This is a genomic window from Rhizorhabdus sp. (assembly GCF_018006725.1).
GTDB lineage: Bacteria > Pseudomonadota > Alphaproteobacteria > Sphingomonadales > Sphingomonadaceae > Rhizorhabdus.
Genome location: NZ_JAGMXV010000074.1, coordinates 1 through 20,695 on the forward strand (window position 1 = coordinate 1; position 20,695 = coordinate 20,695).

Here is a 20,695-nt window from a genome sequence, read left to right on the forward strand (position 1 = left end):
TCCTCGAGCTGTTCGACGGCAGCCGCGTGCCGCTCAGCGCGACGGAAATCGTGCGCAAGCTCGGCTGGCCGCAGTCGAGCACCGTCGCTTTGCTTAAGACGCTCGTTTCCTTGGGTTATCCTGCATATGATACGTTCGAGCGCACCTATCTGCCGACGATGCGCGTGGCCCTGCTCGGCGGTTGGATGTTCGAGGCACTGGGGCCGGATCGTCGCCTGATCGAGCTCATAAGGACGGTCGGTGCCGAGACTGCGGAGACCGTCTCTCTTTCGACGCAAACCGACTTGGAGATGCAGTTCCTCCACGTCGAGCGAGGAACGAAGCCCCTGGCGCTGACCGTGGAGGCTGGCCACCGAACCGCGTTGCTGACCACCGTCATCGGGATCGTAGCTCTGTCGGGGCGTGCCGACGAGATGATCGCCCGTTACGTCGAGCGCGCCAACCGACGAATGCGCGACCCTGCTCACCACGCCGATCTTCGGCATGTCATGGAGCAGGTCTCACTGGTCCGTGAACAGGGTTTCGGTGAGGGCGACAGTGAATTTTCGACAGGCGTCGGAGCGCTGGCATGGCTGCTGCCGCCGTTGCCGGGAAACCGTCGCATGGTTCTGTCGGTTGCCGGTGCCGCCGACATGATCCGCGCCGAGCGCGATCACATCATCGACAGCGTCACCGGCGCAATGAGGAGTTTTTTCGATGGTTGAGCAGCCTCTGTCATCGGCCCGTCGAACAATACTCAGCCGCGGCTACCTCGATCTTGGGGACGGGCAACTGCATTATGTCCGGCGCCACGGCGACGGGGCCCCCATCGTCTTTCTCCATCAAACGGCGAGTTCGTCGCGGATGTGGACGAAGGTCATGACCCGGTTGCACAATGGGCGACCCCTCTGGGCGCTGGACACTCCCGGTTTCGGCGCCAGCTTCGATCCGCCTTGCGACCCGACGATGGCCGATTACAGCCGCTGGCTGGGAGAGGCCGTCGATCAGTTGGCCGGTTGCGGAAGCGTCCATCTCGTCGGGCATCACACCGGGGCCTCTATCGCCCTGGCTTATGCGGCGGCCAATCCGGCGCGTGTGCACAGCCTCACCTTGTTCGGGCCAGCGGCGCTGACGGAGGAGGAGCGCAGTCATTATGCCAGCCGGCTTGGAGCGCCGTTTCGCCCGAACCGGAGTGGAGCCTATCTGCTCAAGAATTGGGAATATCTCAGGGTCGGTGGGGCCGATCGCGATATCGAACTGCTCCATCGGGAGATGATGGACATGATGCGCGGCTGGGCCTCCCGGCCGCATGCCTATCGAGCCGTCTGGGAGCAGGATGTTGCCGCACAGCTTCGCGCCATCGTCTGCCCGCTGCACCTCGTCAGTTCACCGGACGATCTGCTGTTCGGCCTGTTCGATCGGACGTGCGCGGTCCGCCCCGACGCGCGCGTGACGATATTGAGCGGCGGTGCCAATTTCGCTCCGGACCTGAACGCCGACGAAGTGGCGTCGGCGCTCGATGCCAGCGGTTTCTACGGAGAGGCGGAAGGGACGAGCGGTCAATGAACCGCTCAGGCGGATGCCGCACACACCTCGTCGACAGTGGTGCCGCGCGCGAAGAGCATGGTCATGCACTGGATCGCATAGTCATGCCGGTCGCGCGACGATTCCGCCACGGCATCGGTGACCAGCCAGGTCTGATAGTCGCGATGGCTGGCGTCGCGAACGGTGCTTTCGACGCAGCAATTGGTGGTGATGCCGCAGACGATGACCCGTTCGATGCCGTTCTTCTCCAGGACGCTGTCCATATCGGTTCCGTAGAAGGCGCTGGGCTTGCTCTTGTCGATGATCGCTTCGCCTTCGCGAGGCGCGAGGGCGGGGCTGACTTCGACTTCCCAATCGCCGGCTTTCAGGGCGCCCTCAGACTTGAGGCCGGGGTTGAGCTCGATCATGATCGACCCGTCGGAATAGTCGGGCTTGTAGACGTAGCGGGTGAAGACGACGAGGGCCTCGGTTTGACGGGCCGCTTCGAGAAGCCGAACGCAAGGCGAAAGCGCTTCGCGCAAAAGGCCGAGATTGAAACCGAGACGCGCCATCGCCGCGTCGTCGCGGAGAAATCCCTCCTGCATGTCGACGATGATCAGGGCCGTGCGGGAATCGAGACGGGGCGCGATCGGAAGATCGGACATGAAAGGCTCCTCTTTCGCCAAGGCGGACGTCTAAAACATCATGACGGTGTACATCATAGTCAAGAACTCTGATCGCCTCAGGAGAGGTTGAAGAGAATATTCGCCAAAAACATATCATACATCATATTGATAATAATGAATTTATCCAAAAATTCCATAAATATGGAAAGTGCAGGACGGGGAAATATAGGATGGTAACACCATCAATAATGGATACAAATATGTCTCATCATTGAGTCGGCGGCCCCGTGCCGATCGAAGGCGTCCGAGGAAGTCGATCGACATGCCGGGCGCCATGACAGTGAAAGGGTTTTGACGAATGACCAGGACCGTCGCGCTCGAGAATCTCCGCTTTGGCATCTTCCTGCCGCCGATTCACATGAATCACGAAAATCCATCGCTGTGTATCGACCGCGATATGAAGGTCGTGGAGCATCTCGACGCGCTAGGCTTCCATGAGGCCTGGATCGGAGAGCATCACTCCGGCGGCGGCGAACTTATCGCATCGCCGGAGCTGTTCATCGCTGTCATGGCGGAGCGGACGCGCTCGATCCGGCTGGGAACGGGCGTCAACTCCTTGCCTTATCACCACCCGATGATCCTCGCAGACCGCTGGATGCAGTTGCACCACATGACGCGCGGCCGCGTCATGTTCGGCTGCGGTCCGGGGTCGCTCCCGTCGGACGCCAAGATGATGGGGATCCCGGTCAGCAAGCAGCGCGACCGGATGGAGGAAGCGCTGGCCTGCATCACCGCGCTTATGCGGGGTGAAACGGTGAGCTATTCCTGCGAATGGTTCACGCTCGAAAATGCCAGCCTGCAGATGCGGCCTTACAATAACGAGCCGGTCGAAATCAGCACCGCCTGCGTCGTGTCGCCGTCCGGCCCCATGGCTGCCGGCCGCTATGGCACCTCGATGATGACGATCAGCGCAACCTCGCCCGCCGCGATGGAGGCTGCTGAGCGCAACTGGAACATCGCCTGTGAGATTGCGACCGCGCACGGCCATAGCATGGATCGCCGGCAGTGGCGGATGGTGGGCTTTGCCCATATCGCCGAAAGCCGCGAACAGGCCCGGCGCGATATGGAATATGGGCTGAAGGACTGGATCGACTATTACAAGACGATCGGCACGCTTCCGATCGTGCCCGAAGAGCATATGGACGATCCCGTAACCTATATGATCGACACCGGGCTTGCCGCGATCGGTACGCCGGACGATGTCGTCGAGCAGATCGAGAAGCTGTGGAATGCCAGCGGCGGCGGCTTCGGTTCCTATCTGATCTGCGACCTCAACTGGTCGCCGTTCGAGGCGAAGCTGAAGTCCTACGAGCTCTTTGCCCGCTATGTGATGCCGCGCATCAACAATATGAACCGGCAGCGGGAGATCCAGCATGACTGGATCAAGGCGGAACATGCCGGTTTCAAATCGTCGCAGGAAGCGGCGATGCAGGCCCAGTTCAAGAAGCTGGAAGCGCTGCAGAAGGACATCGGCAAGCAGGGCTGACCCCGTGGGAGGCCGCCCGGCGGCGGCCTCCGCGTAATTGCGCCTTATCTGCCGCGGTCGAGGAAGCGGGCCAGGCTCTGCGCCACGCCTTCGGGATCGATGTCGGGCTGGAAATCCATGCCTTTGACCATCGCCACCTCGGCATCGGGGCGAAGCTCCGTGGCATTGTGGAAGAGCGGCCAGAGCGCATCATCGTCCGAAATCATCAGGAGCAGCGGAACCGACACGGCCGAGAGCAGTGCTTCGGAATTCTGCTTCCACACCGCCGAAAACGCCTTTGGCATCGCCTCGACGCCGATCAGATGGTCGATCATTTCCCGTTGGTGGAGCGGGACCGTCTGGTGCGCGCCGATGGTGACGAGATAGTCCCAGGCCTTCTGCAAATGGCTGCCGTCCGCCGAAACCGAAAACGGCTCGGTGAAGGTGCGGCTAAACTCTTCCCGCTCGGCCGCCGATGCGATGACCGGGCCGATCAGGGTGAGGCTGCGCAGTCGTGCTCCGACAAGATCGGCGATCTCGAGCGCGATGCATCCACCGGTGTGATGCCCGCACAGGTCGAAGCGTTCGACGCCCAGCGCGTCGGCTGCCTCGATCAGCCGTTCGGCATAATAGCGCAGCGAGGTCTGGCCAGGTGGGGCGAAGGAACCGCCGAAGCCGGGCGTGTCGAAGGCCACGCAGCGGTGGTGTTCCGCCATCAAGGCCATGACCTTCTCGTACATCGCGCCCGAACTGGCGGTCTGGTGGAGAAAGATCAGCGCAGGCGCGTCCGGCGCGCCAGCGGTCCGATAGTGGATCTGGCCATCGCGGCTGTCCGCATAGCCTTTCCTGATGATGGTCAAGCGGCTGTCCTCCGACGGGAGCGGATGGTCGTCGACGAAATCAGTCGACGGCGGTCACGATCTCGATCGCCGCGTCATAGCCTTTCGAGCCTGACTGCGATTCCAGATCCTCATAATCCTGCTTCAGCGGGCGTAGCACGATGTCGAGAAATTGCGCTCGCCATGCATCACGCTCCTTCTCGACCTCGCGGGACGGTCGATAGGCGTCCACCTTCGCCTTGAGCGAGTCATCCTCGCTCACCACGCGTTCGACACTGTCCAGCCGCTCGCGCAGCACGACGACCTCGCCGGCGAGCGCGAGCAGGATGGACAGGAGATTGGCGGTGGTCTTGTCGCCCAGATAGATGGGGCGGTCACCCTTGGCCTGACGGGGAAGCTCGATCATGCCTTCTTCTCCGCTCCCCACAGATACCAGGCGCCGCCACCGCCGAAGTCGCCGGCCTGGAATTTCTGCGTCCGCCGCTGGGCAGCTTCCTCGAAGGCGGACGGCTGCAGATGCTCGAAGGCGGCGTCGGCGCCGAAGCCGCTGATCTCCGCCAGTTCGACGGGGTTCAGTTCATGGCTGCCGCCCCAGAAAGGCTCGTTGTTGTTGCGCGTGTCCCAATCGAGCAGAAAGGCGTCGAACTCGCTCATTGCGCCATAGGGCGGGGTTTCGAGATGGATCAGCAGGCCGCCCGGCGCGAGGAGGCGATAGGCTTCCTTCATGATGTTGCGGATCGCCTTGTGGCTGGTCTCGTGGACCAGGATATGGCTGACGATGAGGTCGAAATGGCCATCGGGGAAGTCGGTCGATTCGGCATTTTGCTGGCTGTAGTGCACCCGTTTGCCGAGCGATTCAGCGCGCGCATGCGCGTAGCGGAGCATCGGCGCGCCGACGTCGATTCCGTAGAGCTCGGCCTCCGGGAATTTGTCGGCATAGGGCAGCGTCGAATGGCCGACGCCGCAGCCCATGTCGAGGATCCGGCGCGGCTTGAAATCGGGGCGATGCTGCTGGAGATAGCTCGACAGCGACTGGCCCATGTCGTCGTTGAGCGGCCCCATGCGGCCCATCACGTATAGCCACACCGCGCGGTCATAGACGGCCCCGTTGGCGAGGTCGTCCGGCTGATACTCGCCATGATAATTGCCGGGCATGCAGTGGATGTCGACCGCGCTGACATAAGCGGGAACCGGCATTTCCGGATGGAGCGTCAGCGAACCGAGCGGTGCGGCCACCGCATTGCCCCGCTTCTGTATGTCGGCATTCTGCCGTTCGACCGACAATTGCACCGAGTGCCACATCATTTCCTGGCTGGTGCGCTGCATGGCGCCCCACATCCGGAAATAGGGGTCATTGTCCATGAGGTGGCGGATCTCATGCCGATTGTTCGGCTCAACGCCACGCTCGCGTTTGAAGGCGGGAAGTGCGCGCTGTTCGTAAGCCAGCTTGTTTCCCGGAGCGACCTTCGTCGCGAGATGGAACTTCAGCGAAGTTACGAAAAGCTGACGGCTCTCTTCCTCGTTTGACGGTGCCGCGAGTATGCCATGTTCAAGCTGTTTGGCGGGATCAAGGGTGCCGGTAGCCATGTCGACCGCTCCTTCCAAGCTGGAATCAGACCAGCATTGGAAGGGAGTGTCACTGGTAAGCTATAATTGCGCAATCCCTTATTGCGTACAAATCGATCATATTATCTCAGAAAAACAACGCATATGAGGAAAATCAGAAATAATGTATACCATTAGCCGCGTGCCCATTTGGCATCGAAGGCCCAGACCTCAGGAAATCCGATCATGTCGCAGAAGTCGCGGAAGTCGGCGAGGCCAACCCGAGAAGGTCGCGGATCGCCCTTCTCCATGAGTTCTTGATAGGCACGTTCGATTGCATCGGTCGAGGCAAGCCCGCTGAGGGCGGGATAGATGGCCGCAGAATATCCGATGTCGAGCAATTCCGAAGCACCGAGCATCGGCGTGTAGCCACCATTGGACATGTTGGCCATCATCGGCGCCGCAATTTCGCTGCAGGCCGTCCTCATCTCGTCGACATCGTGCAGGGCCTCCACGAACAACATGTCGGCGCCGGCTTCCGCATAAAGCTGCGCCCGATCGATCGAACGGGCAAGGCCTTCGCTTTCCCGGGAATCCGTTCGCGCGATGATCAAGGTATCCCTGTTCCGCCGCGCCTCGCAGGCGACGCGGATCTTGTCGGCCATCTCCTCGGCAGAAACGACCTGGCGATTTGGCGTGTGCCCGCATTTCTTTGGAAACACCTGATCCTCGATCTGGATCGCCGCCGCGCCCGCTTCCTCGAAGCCACGTACCGTATGATGGACGTTCAGCAGGCCCCCATAGCCGGTATCGGCATCGGCGATCACGGTCGCTCCGCTCACCTTTACGAGACGAGCAATACGCTCTTGCATTTCGGCATAGCCGACGATGCCCGCGTCGGGGATGCCGTGGGCCGAGGCCGTGAGCCAGAAGCCGCTGCCATAGAGGACATCGAACCCAACCTTTCGGGCGAGCTTCGCCGCGATCATGTCGTGGACGCCGGGCACGATCAGCAGTTCGGGCGCTGCGATCCGCTGGGCGAGCGTCATGGAGGTGGAAGCTGTTTCTGCCATGATGGCTTCCTTTTGATCAGCTGTGCCGCAAGACGAAGGAGCGGATGGCATCCGCCGTCGCCTGGGGTGCAAGGTCGGGTTCGAAATTGGCGCCGCTCGGGAGGATGACTGCGGTTGCGTCCGGCCTGATCGACCGGGCCCGATCGAAAAAGGGCCAAAGATCGTCGTCCGGGGCGCATATGATTTGCAGGGGCTGCCGGAGCTCGCGAAACAGGGCGTTGAAGTCCTGCGCCCATACCGCCGCATAAGCATGCGAGCGCGCGACGTGCGCTCGGAGCATGCCGGTCAGTTCGCGATGGATGAGCAGTGGATCGGCCGCCGCTCCGCCAGCAACCAGATAGTCCCAATTGTCGCGCAGATAGGATCCGGTCGCCTCGGGCGTGAAGGGAGGGCCGGCGTGGCGCGACAATTCCTCCCGTTCTTCGGAGGTGCAGGCGATTGGGCCGAACATCGTAAGCGTCCGGACGAGCTCCTCATCATCGGCGGCCAGCTGGCAGGCAATTGCCGCACCGGTATGGTGGCCGATCAGATGGACAGGCCCGACCTGAAGTGCACGGAGCGCGGCTCCGATCCAGCGGGCATAGTCCGGCATGCCGGGCGCCTCGGGTGGATCGAAGCTTCCCCCGAAGCCGGGCGTGTCGAACGCGAGCATCGGAGCGCCCAGATCTGCGAGCGCGTCCATAGTCTTGGCCCACATCTGCCAACTGCTCGCCGTCTGATGCAGAAACACCAGCGGAGGTCCCGTACCTTCTGCGGAGGCGTAATGGATTTGACCATCCGGGAGGTCGACATAGGCTTTCCTCACATGCTGGCTCATCCCTGAATGCCTCCGTGGCTTGGGTTCGCATCATCCTCGGCATGCCGGCTACGGTGCATCAGCGCGATGGCGGCGAGATTGCAGATGGCCGGAGTGAGCGCGAAAATCAGGGCGATGCCCCAGATCGCGCTTTGAGACTGCTCGGTCTTGCCGGCGACGAAGCCGCTAAGACTTAGCAGCGAGCCGGCCAGAGCCGTGCCGCCGAGCGAAAACGCCACCTTTTCACCAGCGACGAACAGGCTCGAGAGGAAGCCGGCATGGGAGTCTCCGCCATGGCGATCGGCGTCCTGGGCGATGAGTTCGCTCAGCCGTGTGAAAGCGCTCTGCCATGTGATGGCATTCGTCATCCCCAGCGCTATCGATGCTCCATAGAAGGAGACCAGAGAGCCGGGTGGACCGAGCCCCATCCATGCGAGCGAGGCGCTGTAGACCACGCTCCCGGCCATGAACGTCGCGCGCGATCCGAAGCGGTTCGTTATCCTGACGAGCAGGGGCTGTTCGAGCATCTGAACCGTACAGGTGAGAACCACGGAAATGCTCAAGGCGATGAACGGATCCGGAAGGGCGAGTTTGAACACCAGAAGATAGGTGAGCGTCGCATAGGCAGCACCCTGACCGATCATCTGGGCAAAGAAAGCGGCCAGGAGGAAGCGATAAGGCCGGTTTCGTTTGAGCGCTTCCCATTTGCCACTCTTGGCAGCCAGGCTGCGTACGACGGGCGCCTCACGCGAACCTAGAAAGGAAAGGATAAGCGCTACCGAGCAGATCACGGCCATGACGATGCTCATGATCTGGTAGCCCTGAAAGCCGCTGCCGAAGCGTTGGATCAGCCATGGCGCGAAGCCCGCGCCCATCATCACGCCAAATGCCAGAAATGTCGTGCGCCATCCCATCACGCGGGATTGCTCTTCCGGCACATGAGTCAGTTCTGCACCTATCGATAGATGGGGAACCGAAAAGATCGAGAAGATCGTTACATAGGCGGTGAAGACGAGAGCAACGTGCAGAGCCTTCTCGCCCTCCAGCCCGCCCGGTGGAATGAACAGGGCGATCAGCGCGACGGGCGCAAGCGCTGCCCCGACAAGCAGCAGTACCCGCCTTGGAAAGCGATCGCGGTAGCGATCAGATAGGGCGCCCACCGCGAAGTCGCAGGTCGTCGACCACAAGAGCTTCGGAACGAAGATTGCCAGGCCGGCCACTGCTGGGGAGATGCCAAGCAGTTGCGTCATGTAGAACAGCAGCAGCAAAGACGGGATGTCGCGATAGGTCTGGATAGCGACCTGGCCTGTGCCCCACAGCGCCGGCTTCCACGCCGGCATCGACGAACCGCCGCTCACAGCGCGGCTTCGTAAAGCGCGCGGGCGTCGGCCCGCTCGATCGTCCGGGGATTGTTGATCAGCAAACGCGTCTGGAGCATGGCTTCCTCCGCCAGAAGATCGAGATGTTCGGTGCCGATTCCGACCGCCGACAGCGTGTCGGGCAGACCTATGTCGGCAATGAGTTGGGAAAGCGTCGAAACAAATGCCTGCGCGCGTTCGCGCTCGCCGAGTGCAGCCAGCTCGGGGGCGAGCAACGGGGCGAGTTGGGCATAGGCCTCTTCTGCGGCCGGCATGTTGAAGCGCAGCACATGGCAGAGCATCAGGGCGTTGGAGAGCCCATGCGGGATATGGAACAGCCCGCCGAGCGGGTAGGCGAGGGCGTGGACGGCTGCGACCGGGGCATTGGAAAAGGCTACGCCGGCGAGATGGCTGCCCAGAAGCATCGCTTCACGCGCGGCAATGTCGGCCCCGTCTGCGATAACCTTTCGTATGTTTCCGGCCAGAAGCGTCAGCGCCTGTCGGGCCAGCATGTCCGATATCGGGTTCTTCAGCCTGGCCGAGGTGTAGGCCTCGATGGCATGCACCATGGCATCGATGCCGGTGGCTGCGGTTATTGCCGGTGGCAGGCTCACCGACAGATCGGGATCGAGCAGCGCCCATTGGGCGTAGAGGGCAGGCGCGACGATGCCGAGCTTGCGACCATCCGCTGTAGTCAGGATCGCGATTGGCGTGGCTTCCGATCCGGTTCCTGCCGTCGTGGGGCAGAGGATCAGCGGCGCTGCTACTCCGGTCGCCTTGCCGACGCCGTAGATTGCCTCGAGCGGCTCATCGTTGGTGAGCAGATAAGCGGCCACTTTCGCGACATCCATCGGGCTGCCCCCGCCGAAGCCGACTACGGCCACCGCGCCTGCGGCCCGGCCCTGGGCTGCCGCTGCGAGGACGGTCGCGTCCGCCGGGTCGGGTTCCACCGAGTCGAAGATGGATATGGTGCGGCCGCTCTCGCGGAGAGCGGCCAGCGCCGCATCGGCCAGTCCATGGTCCAGCAACTGCTTGTCGGTGACGAACAGGACCGGCCCCGGCGGCAGCAACTCGGCTATCTGGGCGGTCGATCCGGCACCGCAGCGCACCGACGGGCCATAAGCGAAGGAAAATCCGTTGGTCATCGGAGGCCCAGTGCTCCCGGGTTCATCAGGTATTTGGGATCGAGCGCCGACTTGATGCTTTGCAATAGGCCGTAGCTGCCGGGCGCACGATTGGCGCGGTAGGGAATGGTCTTGCCGATCCCGAAGGGAGCGGATCCAAGATCTGCAAAACAGTCGAGGATGTCGCCCCTCAACTGGCCGACGAGCGCGCGACCGGCCGGATTGGGAGCATGGCGCATCGCACGAGCATATTTTTCGCGAGAGACGATCTGCTCATGCAGAGGGTGCGGCGTATCGGGCCAGTAAAACAGGACTTCGATGATCATTGCAGACGCGCCCACCGGATTGCTCAATATGGCGGGCAGGATTCGATGCTGCTCCATCGCCTCGGCATGTCTGGCGAGAAGGGCCTGAAGCCGGCTCATCGCTTCCAGTCCATCGGACAAGGCGAACAAGCCGTGCACCGGCACCCAGCGTTCACCCGACGGCCCCAGCACCTGGTCCATCGAACCGAAGGGTTGCGCGCGGGTCATGCGCGGCACGGTGTCCGGCAGCGGCCGCCCACCCTCGGCCGCGACGATCGAGGCAGCTTCGCGGGCCATCGCTGTGGCGGCTTCCATATGACGGTGCTCTATCACGACGTGCAGCGAAAAGGGGCTCTCGTCGAGAAAGCCCTTGCCGCCCGCCGCGATCCTGGCAGCGGCCTTCATGCCTTTGAACAGATTGCCGCTGCTCCGCACGATCCTGGCCAGCGCTGCGGCATCTTCGATCAGGCTGGTCCGGTCCATCATCTGATGCTGGGCCGCCGCGTCGAAGCTGAAGCAGTCAGCGGCGATGCCTGCACGGGCAATGGCATTTTGCGCGTTCCAGACGGCTTCGAACGTGTCGAACGAAAAGGAGAGGGGGATCATATGATCCGGCCAGGGGATCAGCCTGAAGGTCGCTTCGGTCTTTATCCCCAGCGCGCCGGCATCCCCGAGGAAGGGGCCCGTGAGATCGGGGCCATGCCAACGGAAGAAGGGCATGGCGTTTCGTGTCGCCGCCTGTCCGGTCCTCACGCAGCTACCGTCAGCCAGCACCACTTCCAGTCCGAGGATGTGGTCGCTGACTGTCCCATATTGGGTTGAACCGTGAAATATCGCGCCCTGTGACAGCCCGCCTCCAACGGTTGCGGCGGCGCCCGAGATCGTACCGAATACCGGCAGCCGGAGGCCCATGGGCTTCAGCGCCTCGTACAGCTTTTTCCAGGTGACGCCGGGTTCGACGGTGACGAACATATTGTCCGGATCGATCGTCAGTATGGCATCCAGCCCCGAGAGATCGAGAAGGATCGAGCGTTCGACCGACGGAATATAGGCGCGGGTGTAGGACATGCCGCCACCGCGCGGCACGACAGCGAAGCCCCGTGCTGCAGCCACAGCGACGATCGCGGATACTTCGCTGCGGTCCCCAGGGCGCACAATGAAGGCAGCCCGTCCTTCGTCGAAGAAGATGTCGCGGAGCAGATGGTCTCTGCCTTCGCCTGGCCGCGACAGATTGGCCTGGCCGACAATTGCCGCGAGCTCGTCTGCGATGTCGCGATCTGGCGCTGGGGCGTTCACGCCGTCGCGCTCTCGCCGCCCATGCAGACGCATTGCAGCATCGTCATGCATGGACCCGTGTCGGCGACGCATCCGCGCGATCGCATGCGTCTGAACGGCGTGGCCCTGTCACGCCCCATGGATGTCAGCCTCGGCAGCATGCGGGAGCCATGGAGTGGTTGTAGCGAGGCGACGCTCGATCGATGCTATCGCGGCTTCCTCGGCCAACGCTTCTCCGATCGGGTCGAGTCCCGCGAGGAGGCGCGTTCGAACCCTCTCGTCGATCGTGAAGCTATGCGCGATGTCGCCGTGGAAGATGGCCCGCTTCTCCAGGTCGACGCACAGCGTCCTGCCCGCCTCTGCCAGACCCATCAGATCCGAGAGAAGCTCGGGGGGGACGGTGATCGGCAGCAGGCCGTTGTTGATGCTGTTGTTGTAGAAGATGTCTGCGATCCGGCTGGATATCACGCAGCAGATGCCGAAGTCGGCTAAGGCCCATGCCGCATGCTCGCGGCTCGACCCGCAGCCGAAATTGTCGCCCGCCACGAGGATTGTCGCTTCGGTCCAGGGGGCTCGATCAAGCACGAAGCCCGGCACCGGCGTTCCGTCGGCTGCATGCCGCTGATCATAGAAGAGCGCGGACTTCAGTCCCTTGCGCTCGACAGTCTTCAGGAACTGCTTGGGAACGATCTGGTCCGTGTCGACATTCGCGTTCGGCAAGGGGGCCGCAATGCCGCAATGTCTGGTGAAGGGTTTCATGCCATCAGCATCCGGACATCGGTGATAACACCGGTAACCGCCGCTGCTGCAGCCATTGCCGGGCTCATGAGGTGCGTGCGACCGCCCCGGCCCTGACGTCCTTCGAAATTGCGGTTCGACGTCGATGCACAGCGCTCGCCGGGCATAAGGCGGTCGGGGTTCATGCCAAGACACATCGAGCATCCGGGCTCACGCCACTCCAGGCCTGCTGCGACGAAGATGCTGTCGAGGCCCTCGGCTTCGGCCTGCGCCCGCACCAGACCCGAGCCCGGTACGACGAGGGCGCGCACGCCAGCAGCGACGGTGCGACCTCGGACGACGTCGGCGGCCGCTCGCAGATCCTCGATGCGACTATTGGTGCAGCTGCCTATGAAAACGCGGTCGATAGGGGTGCCGGCGATCGGCTCGCACGCCGTCAGTGCCATATAGTCGAGCGCTTGCGCCTTGCTGGCCCTGCGATCCGCGTCGTCGATCGATCCTGGGTCGGGAATGGCAGCGTCTACGCCGATAACGTCCTCAGGGCTGGTGCCCCAGCTGACCTGCGGGGAGAGAGACGATACGTCGATGACGACTTCCTCATCGAAGAAAGCGTCGGTGTCACTGGCCAGAGTGCGCCAAAAAGCGAGAGCGGCTTCCCAGTCCGCACCGCGGGGAGCGGAGGGTCTGCCGGCGAGATAGGAGAAGGTCTTGTCATCCGGCGCGACCAGCCCGGCCCGTGCCCCTGCCTCGATCGTCATGTTGCAGAGCGTCATTCGCCCTTCCATCGACAGCGCCGATACGGCCTCGCCGACATATTCGATGACCGATCCGGTGCCGCCGCCGGTGCCGATCGCAGCGATCATGGCAAGCGCCATGTCCTTTGCGCCTACATAGGGCGGTAGAGTGCCCTCGAAGCGGACGCGCATGTTGCGCGATTTGCGGGTTCGGAGCGTCTGGGTCGCCAGGACATGTTCTACCTCCGACGTGCCTATGCCGTGCGCCAAGGCGCCGAAGGCGCCGTGGGTCGACGTATGGCTGTCGCCACAGACGATTGTCATGCCGGGCTGTGTGCGTCCTTGTTCGGGGCCTACCACATGCACGATCCCGTTACGGGGATCGCCCATGCGGAAGGCTTCGATGCCCGACTCTGCCGTGTTGAGTTCCAACGTCTGGAGCTGGACGCGCGCTTCTTCATCCCGAACGCCGGCCAGACCGAGAGCTTGGCCGCTGGTCGGGATATTATGATCGAACACCGCCAGCGTCCTGTCGGCGCGGCGAACGGACCGGCCGGCGTCGCGCAGACCTGCAAAAGCCTGCGGGCTCGAGATTTCGTGGAGCAGGTGCAGGTCGATGTAGAGGAGCGAGTCGCCGCTCTCGCCAAGAGGCGTGGAGTGCGCTTCCCAAATCTTGTCGTAGAGCGTTCGAGCGTTCGACACGGACAATCACACCCTCAAGAGTGTATACTTATCGGCTAAGTATGGCTCATTAGGTCGCTATATTACGCCCTTGTCAAGCAATGAGTCGCAATTTATGTGTACAAAATACCGCTGAGGTCAGCGCGGTTTAAAGGCGGCTGAGAGCCGGCTGCACGCAAGTATCTGCTGTCAATTTCACGTTTCAGCCCGTCTGGGCTTCAGTGCTGGGTTTGAGTGTCGGGAACCGTGATCGCCGCTCGTTTGGCGGATCAGCGTGGTCGTTTCCGGAGAGCAATTCACGAAGAGGGGCGTCGAATGGGCTATCGCTTGGGCGTAGATGTTGGAGGGACGTTCACCGACCTTCTGCTCTTTGAAGATCAGTCGGGTCAGTTCTGGCGACACAAGACACCGTCAACTCCGCACGACAGCTCCGAGGGCATTTTGAACGGCGTCGAGGCCGTGTGCGCCCAGGCCGGAATCTCCCCCAAGGAAATCGGAATATTCCTTCACGGCACCACGGTCGCCACCAACGCCGTGCTGGAAGGGAAGGGCGCCCGCGTCGGCCTCGTCACCACCGAGGGCTATCGCCAGATCCTGCAGATCGCCCGAAGCTTCGTGCCCGGCGGACTCGCCGGATGGATTGTCTGGCCGAAGCCCGAGCCCCTGGCGAAGCTGGAGGATACGGTCGAGATCAAGGGACGGATGACCGCGAAGGGCGTGGAACTGCGTCCGCTGGACGAGGAAGAGATTCGGTCGAAGCTCGAAATGCTGAAGGCTAATGGGGTCGAAGCCCTGACGGTGAGCCTGATGAACGCCTATCTGAACGGCGAGCATGAACGGGTCGTCGAGCGCATCGCCCAGGAGGTCATGCCCGGTGTGCCGATTTCCCTGAGCCACCAGGTGCTGCCGGAAATGCAGGAATATGAGCGGACGCTGACGACCGTCGCCAACGCCGCCGTACGCCCTGTGGTCGGACGCTATGTGCGGAACCTGCGCGACAAGCTCGAGCGCGTCGAGATGGACGGCCAACTGGCGCTCCTGCGGTCAGATGGCGGCCTCATGTCCTCGCAGAAGTCGGAGGAGCAGCCGGTCTCGCTGCTGATGTCCGGACCGGCAGGTGGCGTGACGGGAGCCTTGTGGGTGGCCCGCAATGCCGGCCTCAAGAATATCCTGACTCTGGATGTCGGTGGCACCTCGACCGATGTCGCGTTGATCGAGGGCGGCGAACCGCGCCGGGTGCGCACCACCGAAGTAGACCATCTTTCGGTCCGTGCGTCCTCGCTGGACGTGAAGACCGTCGGGGCGGGAGGCGGCTCGATCGCGTATGTCCCGGAGCTTACCAAGGCCCTGCGCGTCGGCCCGCAGTCTGCCGGCGCCGTTCCTGGGCCGGTCGCCTATGGCAAGGGCGGTACGCTTCCGACGGTGACCGACGCCAATGTCGTTCTCGGCTACCTGCCCGAAAATCTCCTTGGCGGCAGCTTCAAGCTGGATCGCGCGGGGGCCGCGCGCGCCGTGCAGACGATCGCAGACGCGCTCGGTATCGGTCTGACCGAGGCGGCACGCGGCATTATCGACATCGTCAACGAGAACATGTTTGGCGCTCTTCGCATGATCTCGGTCCAGCAGGGCTATGATCCGCGCGAGTTTGCGTTGATGGGATTCGGTGGTGCTGGGCCGCTGCACGTCAACGCGGTGGCCCGTCTGATGGGAAGCTATCCGGCCGTCTCGCCGGTCTCGCCGGGGGTCTTATGCGCTCTTGGCGATGCGACGACTCGCATGCGCACGGAAACCGCTCGCTCGCTCTCGCGGCTCCGTTCGGCCATCACGGGCGAAGAGGTGATCGCTATCCTGCACGACATGGACCGCCAGGTCCGCGACACGCTGATCGCAGACGGGCTGGCTCCGGACACGATCGAGACCAGCTTCGAAATCGACGTCCGCTATTCGGGGCAGGCCTTCGAGGTGCCGATGACGGTAACAATCGATCAGATCCGGGAAGCGGGGATCGATGGTCTCGCCCGCCGCTTCGACGAGGAACATCGGCGCCTCTTCACGTTCAACATGGACGCCGAGCACGAACTCGTGAACCTCCGCGCGGTGGCCTTGGGGCAGGCGCTCGAACTGCCGTCGATCGCCCTGGAGCGGGGGAATGGCGATCCCAGTGCTGCCAAGGTTCGCGATCATGAACTCTGGATGGACGGAGGCCCCCAGGCTGGGGCGATCTACGATCGCTCGCGGTTGCGCGCCGGTGACGTGATCCGGGGACCTGCGATCGTGGTCGAGATGGACTCGACCACGCTCATCGAAACCAGGCACGTCGCCCGCGTCGACGACTATGGCAACCTGCTCATCATCCCGGCCTGACCGGTTCGCGAAGGGAACAGCAATGGCTCAGATCATCGAAACCAGCCCGCAACCGTTCAAGACCGTCGCGATCGATCCCGTGACGCTCGATATCGTCGAGAACGCGCTGCGCAACGCGCGAGTCGAAATGGACACGACGCTCGTGCGCACCGCGATGTCGCCCGGCATCCGGGAGCAGGGCGACGCCTTCCCGCTCATCGCCGACCACAAGGGGCGTATGATCGTCGGGCAGTTCGGCAGCTATATCGGCCCGTTCCTGGACGGCTATTCCGGAACGCTGGAGGATGGCGACATGATCATGCTGTCCGATCCCTATTCGGTCGGCGGCGCGATCAGCCATTCCAACGACTGGCTGGTGCTGCTTCCGGTGTTCAAGGATGGGCGGCTGATCGCCTACACCTCAATGTTCGGGCACCAGTCGGACATCGGCGGCATGGTCCCCGGATCGATGCCGATCCACGCGACCTCGATTTTCCAGGAAGGCGTGCGCGTGCCGCCGGTCAAGATCTGGCGGAAGGGCGAGTATCAGGAAGATGTCGTCAACCTGATCATGGCGCAGGTGCGCACCGCCGACTGGTGCATGGCCGATCTCAACGCGCTGATAGCCTCCTGTCGGGTGGCCGCCCGCCGGGTCGTCGAAATCGCGGAGCGTTTCGGTGACGACGTTTTCGTGTCGGCGTGTGAGGAACTGCTGCAGCGCAATCATCGCGCGATGAAACAGCTGATCGACACGGCGATCAGCGAGGAGAAGGTCAGCTTCGAGGACTATATCTGCGACGACGGGCTCGGCTACGGGCCCTACAAGATCAAGTGCACGATGTGGCGCGAATACGGCCGGGTCGTGCTCGACTTCGCCGGTACCGATCCGCAGAGCCAGGCATCGATCAACTTTTTCCTGAACGAGAACATGATGCGCATGTTCTTCGGCATCTACATGATCATGGTCTTCGACCCGCAGATACTGTTCAACGATGGCTATTATGACCTGATCGACGTGCGGATCCCGGAAGGGTCGCTGCTCAAGCCGCGATTCCCTGCGGCACTGTCGGGGCGGACTCACGCGCTCGGTCGCATGTTCGACATTCTCGGCGGGTTGCTCGGCCAGAAGACGCCCGAGTTTCTCACGGCGGCCGGCTTCTCCTCGTCACCGCATCTTTTCTACTCGGGCACCGATGCCGCCGGAAAATATTTCCAGCTGTTCCAGATCGGCTTCGGTGGGATTCCCGGCCGGCCGATTGGCGACGGACCGGACGGCCACTCGCTGTTCCCCAACTTCACCAACGTGCCCAACGAGTTTCTCGAGCGCTATTTCCCGCTGATCATCGAACGGTACGAGACCGAACCGGACTCGGGCGGGGCGGGCCTTCATCGCGGCGGCAACGGCATCCGTATGTCCTATCGCTTCCTGGAGGCCGGGCTGGTCGCCATTCATGACGATCGCTGGTTCGTCCCGCCATGGGGCGTGAATGGCGGCGAACCGGGCGCGCGGGCGCGCAAGATTCTCGAGAAGCCCGACGGGACCATGGTCGTCGTCGGGAACAAGGTCGAAGATGTTGCCGTCGAGGCTGGCGATGTACTCCACTTCATCACCTGGGGTGGCGCAGGCTGGGGCGACCCCTATGAGCGCGACGCCGAACTCGTCGGCCTGGAAATCCGCCGCGGATTGGTAACGCCGGCCGGCGCGCGCGCCTATGGTGTAGTGGCCGATGCGGACGGTGGCGTCGATCTTGCCGCCACCGAAGAGCTTCGCGCCAGGCTGCGCGCCGAGCGGGGCGGCAGCATCCCCGTGTTCAACTATGGTCCTCCGATCGAAGAACTACGGGCGCGGTCCATGGAGGAAACGGGCCTTCCGGCACCGATACAACCGCGTTGGCGCGTGGCGCCTCCGGCGGTCGCGGCCGAGTAAGGGTGGGAGGGGTGGGGCCCCTTTCTGGTGAGGCTGCCGTCGGCCAGCGTACTGGCGGGCGTGATCCAGGGCACATGAAGGGAAGCCTTTCCAACGGTCAGGATAAAAACACGTATGTGTTTTCGGAGAGCGATTGGCTCGTCTATGTAGCGCACGATTCAGGAGACTATTGATGTCGCGCGCATCCGACCTCGCTTATGAAACGATCCGGGCCAAGATCTTGTCGGGCGAGCTGGCACCGATGACCCAGCTCAAGGAAGAGGAACTGGCGGAGATGTGCGGCGTCTCGCGGACGCCGATCCGCGATGCGTTGCGCCGGCTCGAAGCGGATATGCTGGTCCGGAGAACGGATACCCAGCGTACCTTCGTGCCGGACTGGTCGCCCGAGGAAGTCGAGGAAATATTCACGCTGCGCATGCTGCTGGAAAGCCACGCCGCCGCGCGCGCGGCACGCTTCGTTACGGCAGAAGAGATCGAGATGCTGCGCAGCTATACCGACCTTATCGGCCGAGCGATCGAAAAGCCGGATTTCGATTCTCTCACCTTCGTCGAGAACAACCGCCTGTTTCACAATCTGATCCTCTCGATCGCCAAGTCGGACAGGCTTGCAAAGATACGCGGAATGATCGTCGAGCAGGGGATATTGCATCGCACGGCGCGCCACTACGATCGGGTTGGCCTGCGCCGCAGCCATGCCGATCATGAAGAACTGTTGCTGGCGTTCGAAGCGCGAGACGAAGCATGGGCCAGCGCGATCATGGCAGGCCACATTCTCCGCGCCTACCATGTGACGATGCGCGAATATGCGCCTCATCCGAGCGAGGATGACGTGGAAACCGCCGAAGGCGCGATGGCCAATTCTGAAGAAGGGTAAACTCTGTCACCCCTATGCCGGGGGCGACGCAGCATGGGGTTAGCGATGTCTCATATGGTGAAGGTAGCTGCGGCCCACGTCGCGCCGGTGTTCATGAAGCCGATGGAGAGTGCCGAGCGGGCGGCGAAATGGATCGCGCGGGCAGGGGCGGACGGGGTCGATCTTATCGTTTTCCCCGAAGTCTATCTTCCTGGTTTTCCCTATTGGATCAACAACTATCCGCCGCTGCACCAAGTGGCGATGAACCGTCGCTATCAGGATGCGTCCGTAGAAGTGAACGGACCGGAAATTGCCTGCATCCGCAACGCAGCGCGCAACGCCGGCGTGGTCGTCGTCATGGGCGCGAGCGAGCGCGCAGAGGGCGCGCGCACCTGTTTCAACAGTGCCATCCTGATCGACAAGGACGGCGAACTCCTCGGTGTCCACCGGAAGCTCAAGCCGACCTACGCCGAACGCTATATATGGGGACAGGGGGATGGATCGGGCCTTTGGGTCAAGCCCACTGCTGTCGGCCGGGTCGGTGCGCTCTGTTGCTGGGAACACACGATGAACCTCGCCCGCCAGGCTCTCGCCGAGCAGCAGATTCAGATTCACGCGGCCTTGTGGCCGGGCGTATCGACCATGGCGGGCTTCGAGGCCGTCGCCGATATCCAGATCGATGCCATGATGCGAAACCATGCCCTCACCGCGCAATGCTTCGTCGTTTGTGCATCCAGCCCGGTCACCCAGGAGATGATCGATTTCCTGGAAGAGGAATTTGGTTCGACCGACATGCTTGCGGTCGGGGCCGGCTATTCTGCGGTCTTTCATCCTTTTGCCGCCACTCTTGCCGGACCAAGGAAAGGCATCGAGGAGGGACTGGTCGTGGCAGAAATCGATCTGGATCACTGCTCTGACGCGAAGATGTGGCTGGACGGGAGCGGCCATTATTCCCGGCCCGACGTCCTCGCATTGCTTTTCGATCGCCGTCCGAAGCCCACTATGGTGGAGATAGTGGATTAGGCCAGGAGCTGGCGGCACGCAGTTGCCGAGGTGGTAGCATCGACCTGCTGATCGGGACGCGATGGCCCTGCTCCGGTGCAATGTCACCAGAGAGAGGCCTGGCTCACGAATAGACTGAGAGTCCTACATCCGCCTCAGCGGCCATGGGCAAGGGAAACGACACGATGCAGGCCGCCGAGATCAAAGCCTTCGCGATCATGGCCTCGGCACTGCTGCTCCCTTCCTGCGCCACGCTGGTAGATGCGGATCTGCCGCTGGAGGGCACCAGCTGGCGTCTCGTCGAGATGCAGTCGATGGACGACTGAGTAGCCCCTAGATTTCTGGACGCCTTCCATCCTAATTTTGAGGACAGGAGGCGACGATGGGGAAGCCCAATTTCAGCGATGAGTTCAAGCGTGATGCGGTGGCCCAGATTACCGAGCGGGGT

19 protein-coding genes are annotated in these 20,695 nt (G+C 62.6%); 8 read left to right on the forward strand and 11 right to left on the reverse strand.

Annotated features, from left to right (window positions below; translation table 11 throughout):
- Together KAY22_RS11995 and KAY22_RS12000 are read left to right on the forward strand one after the other, a co-directional pair.
- Positions 1 to 704, forward strand: a 704-nt coding sequence (locus KAY22_RS11995; RefSeq protein WP_296623668.1) for a helix-turn-helix domain-containing protein, incomplete at its 5' end; no start/stop codon positions are given.
- Positions 697 to 1,545, forward strand: a complete 849-nt coding sequence (locus tag KAY22_RS12000; protein ID WP_296623670.1) for an alpha/beta hydrolase — start codon at positions 697 to 699, stop codon at positions 1,543 to 1,545. The genes KAY22_RS11995 and KAY22_RS12000, both read left to right, overlap by 8 nt.
- A gap of 5 nt (positions 1,546 to 1,550) precedes the next feature.
- Here KAY22_RS12000 and KAY22_RS12005 read toward each other — a convergent pair whose 3' ends face one another.
- Complete coding sequence (locus KAY22_RS12005; RefSeq protein ID WP_296623671.1) at positions 1,551 to 2,168, reverse strand: isochorismatase family cysteine hydrolase; 618 nt, start codon at positions 2,166 to 2,168, stop codon at positions 1,551 to 1,553.
- 319 nt (positions 2,169 to 2,487) lie between these two features.
- Here KAY22_RS12005 and KAY22_RS12010 point away from each other — a divergent pair, with 319 nt between their 5' ends.
- Positions 2,488 to 3,675, forward strand: coding sequence for an LLM class flavin-dependent oxidoreductase (locus KAY22_RS12010; protein ID WP_296623673.1), 1,188 nt, complete (start codon positions 2,488 to 2,490; stop codon positions 3,673 to 3,675).
- Positions 3,676 to 3,719: 44 nt separating this feature from the next.
- On the opposite strand, the gene KAY22_RS12015 is transcribed toward KAY22_RS12010, so the two are convergent.
- From KAY22_RS12015 to leuC, 10 genes are all read right to left on the reverse strand, one after another.
- Positions 3,720 to 4,514 carry an alpha/beta hydrolase gene (locus KAY22_RS12015; RefSeq protein WP_296623675.1) on the reverse strand — a complete coding sequence of 265 codons (795 nt, stop codon included), beginning with the start codon at positions 4,512 to 4,514 and terminating at the stop codon, positions 3,720 to 3,722.
- A gap of 40 nt (positions 4,515 to 4,554) precedes the next feature.
- Positions 4,555 to 4,899 (reverse strand): hypothetical protein, encoded by a 345-nt coding sequence (locus KAY22_RS12020; RefSeq protein ID WP_296623677.1) that lies wholly within the window; start codon positions 4,897 to 4,899, stop codon positions 4,555 to 4,557.
- Positions 4,896 to 6,080 carry a class I SAM-dependent methyltransferase gene (locus KAY22_RS12025; RefSeq protein ID WP_296623679.1) on the reverse strand — a complete coding sequence of 395 codons (1,185 nt, stop codon included), beginning with the start codon at positions 6,078 to 6,080 and terminating at the stop codon, positions 4,896 to 4,898. Before KAY22_RS12025 ends, KAY22_RS12020 begins: the two co-directional genes overlap by 4 nt.
- Positions 6,081 to 6,232: 152 nt before the next feature.
- The gene (locus KAY22_RS12030; protein ID WP_296623680.1) at positions 6,233 to 7,111 is read right to left on the reverse strand and encodes an isocitrate lyase/phosphoenolpyruvate mutase family protein; all 879 of its coding nucleotides are present in this window, start codon (positions 7,109 to 7,111) and stop codon (positions 6,233 to 6,235) included.
- A gap of 16 nt (positions 7,112 to 7,127) precedes the next feature.
- The gene (locus tag KAY22_RS12035; RefSeq protein ID WP_296623682.1) at positions 7,128 to 7,928 is read right to left on the reverse strand and encodes an alpha/beta hydrolase; all 801 of its coding nucleotides are present in this window, start codon (positions 7,926 to 7,928) and stop codon (positions 7,128 to 7,130) included.
- A complete protein-coding gene (locus KAY22_RS12040; RefSeq protein ID WP_296623700.1) occupies positions 7,925 to 9,247 on the reverse strand; it encodes an MFS transporter in 1,323 nt (440 codons plus the stop codon). Before KAY22_RS12040 ends, KAY22_RS12035 begins: the two co-directional genes overlap by 4 nt.
- Before the next feature lie 14 nt (positions 9,248 to 9,261).
- Positions 9,262 to 10,410 carry an iron-containing alcohol dehydrogenase gene (locus KAY22_RS12045; protein WP_296623684.1) on the reverse strand — a complete coding sequence of 383 codons (1,149 nt, stop codon included), beginning with the start codon at positions 10,408 to 10,410 and terminating at the stop codon, positions 9,262 to 9,264.
- Positions 10,407 to 11,990, reverse strand: coding sequence for an FAD-binding oxidoreductase (locus KAY22_RS12050; RefSeq protein ID WP_296623686.1), 1,584 nt, complete (start codon positions 11,988 to 11,990; stop codon positions 10,407 to 10,409). Before KAY22_RS12050 ends, KAY22_RS12045 begins: the two co-directional genes overlap by 4 nt.
- A 108-nt stretch (positions 11,991 to 12,098) precedes the next feature.
- Positions 12,099 to 12,728 (reverse strand): 3-isopropylmalate dehydratase small subunit, encoded by a 630-nt coding sequence (gene leuD, locus KAY22_RS12055; protein ID WP_296623687.1) that lies wholly within the window; start codon positions 12,726 to 12,728, stop codon positions 12,099 to 12,101.
- Positions 12,725 to 14,143 carry a 3-isopropylmalate dehydratase large subunit gene (leuC, locus tag KAY22_RS12060; RefSeq protein ID WP_296623689.1) on the reverse strand — a complete coding sequence of 473 codons (1,419 nt, stop codon included), beginning with the start codon at positions 14,141 to 14,143 and terminating at the stop codon, positions 12,725 to 12,727. The genes leuD and leuC overlap by 4 nt, the downstream gene beginning before the upstream one ends.
- 294 nt (positions 14,144 to 14,437) lie before the next feature.
- Here leuC and KAY22_RS12065 point away from each other — a divergent pair, with 294 nt between their 5' ends.
- From KAY22_RS12065 to KAY22_RS12085, 5 genes are all read left to right on the forward strand, one after another.
- On the forward strand, positions 14,438 to 16,486 hold the full coding sequence (locus tag KAY22_RS12065; RefSeq protein ID WP_296623691.1) for a hydantoinase/oxoprolinase family protein: 2,049 nt from the start codon (positions 14,438 to 14,440) through the stop codon (positions 16,484 to 16,486).
- 22 nt (positions 16,487 to 16,508) lie between these two features.
- Positions 16,509 to 18,392: a hydantoinase B/oxoprolinase family protein gene (locus KAY22_RS12070; RefSeq protein ID WP_296623692.1), complete on the forward strand. Its 1,884-nt coding sequence runs from the start codon at positions 16,509 to 16,511 to the stop codon at positions 18,390 to 18,392.
- Positions 18,393 to 18,564: 172 nt separating this feature from the next.
- Entirely contained in the window at positions 18,565 to 19,266 is a 702-nt protein-coding gene (locus KAY22_RS12075; RefSeq protein ID WP_296623694.1) for a GntR family transcriptional regulator, read from the forward strand.
- A gap of 54 nt (positions 19,267 to 19,320) precedes the next feature.
- On the forward strand, positions 19,321 to 20,268 hold the full coding sequence (locus tag KAY22_RS12080) for a carbon-nitrogen hydrolase family protein (RefSeq protein ID WP_296623696.1): 948 nt from the start codon (positions 19,321 to 19,323) through the stop codon (positions 20,266 to 20,268).
- A 164-nt stretch (positions 20,269 to 20,432) separates the two neighbouring features.
- Positions 20,433 to 20,573, forward strand: a complete 141-nt coding sequence (locus KAY22_RS12085) for a hypothetical protein (RefSeq protein ID WP_296623698.1) — start codon at positions 20,433 to 20,435, stop codon at positions 20,571 to 20,573.
- Positions 20,574 to 20,695: the final 122 nt, after the last annotated feature.

Excerpts from the sequence above, each read along its gene's own strand:
- leuD (WP_296623687.1), bottom strand. The coding sequence starts at position 12,728 with ATGAAACCCTTCACCAGACATTGCGGCATTGCGGCCCCCTTGCCGAAC.
- KAY22_RS12040 (WP_296623700.1), bottom strand. The coding sequence starts at position 9,247 with ATGCCGGCGTGGAAGCCGGCGCTGTGGGGCACAGGCCAGGTCGCTATC.
- KAY22_RS12070 (WP_296623692.1), top strand. The coding sequence starts at position 16,509 with ATGGCTCAGATCATCGAAACCAGCCCGCAACCGTTCAAGACCGTCGCG.
- KAY22_RS12010 (WP_296623673.1), top strand. The coding sequence starts at position 2,488 with ATGACCAGGACCGTCGCGCTCGAGAATCTCCGCTTTGGCATCTTCCTG.
- KAY22_RS12025 (WP_296623679.1), bottom strand. The coding sequence starts at position 6,080 with ATGGCTACCGGCACCCTTGATCCCGCCAAACAGCTTGAACATGGCATA.
- KAY22_RS12075 (WP_296623694.1), top strand. The coding sequence starts at position 18,565 with ATGTCGCGCGCATCCGACCTCGCTTATGAAACGATCCGGGCCAAGATC.
- KAY22_RS12065 (WP_296623691.1), top strand. The coding sequence starts at position 14,438 with ATGGGCTATCGCTTGGGCGTAGATGTTGGAGGGACGTTCACCGACCTT.
- KAY22_RS12045 (WP_296623684.1), bottom strand. The coding sequence starts at position 10,410 with ATGACCAACGGATTTTCCTTCGCTTATGGCCCGTCGGTGCGCTGCGGT.
- KAY22_RS12020 (WP_296623677.1), bottom strand. The coding sequence starts at position 4,899 with ATGATCGAGCTTCCCCGTCAGGCCAAGGGTGACCGCCCCATCTATCTG.
- KAY22_RS12080 (WP_296623696.1), top strand. The coding sequence starts at position 19,321 with ATGGTGAAGGTAGCTGCGGCCCACGTCGCGCCGGTGTTCATGAAGCCG.
- KAY22_RS12085 (WP_296623698.1), top strand. The coding sequence starts at position 20,433 with ATGCAGGCCGCCGAGATCAAAGCCTTCGCGATCATGGCCTCGGCACTG.
- KAY22_RS12000 (WP_296623670.1), top strand. The coding sequence starts at position 697 with ATGGTTGAGCAGCCTCTGTCATCGGCCCGTCGAACAATACTCAGCCGC.
- KAY22_RS12030 (WP_296623680.1), bottom strand. The coding sequence starts at position 7,111 with ATGGCAGAAACAGCTTCCACCTCCATGACGCTCGCCCAGCGGATCGCA.
- KAY22_RS12035 (WP_296623682.1), bottom strand. The coding sequence starts at position 7,928 with ATGAGCCAGCATGTGAGGAAAGCCTATGTCGACCTCCCGGATGGTCAA.
- KAY22_RS12005 (WP_296623671.1), bottom strand. The coding sequence starts at position 2,168 with ATGTCCGATCTTCCGATCGCGCCCCGTCTCGATTCCCGCACGGCCCTG.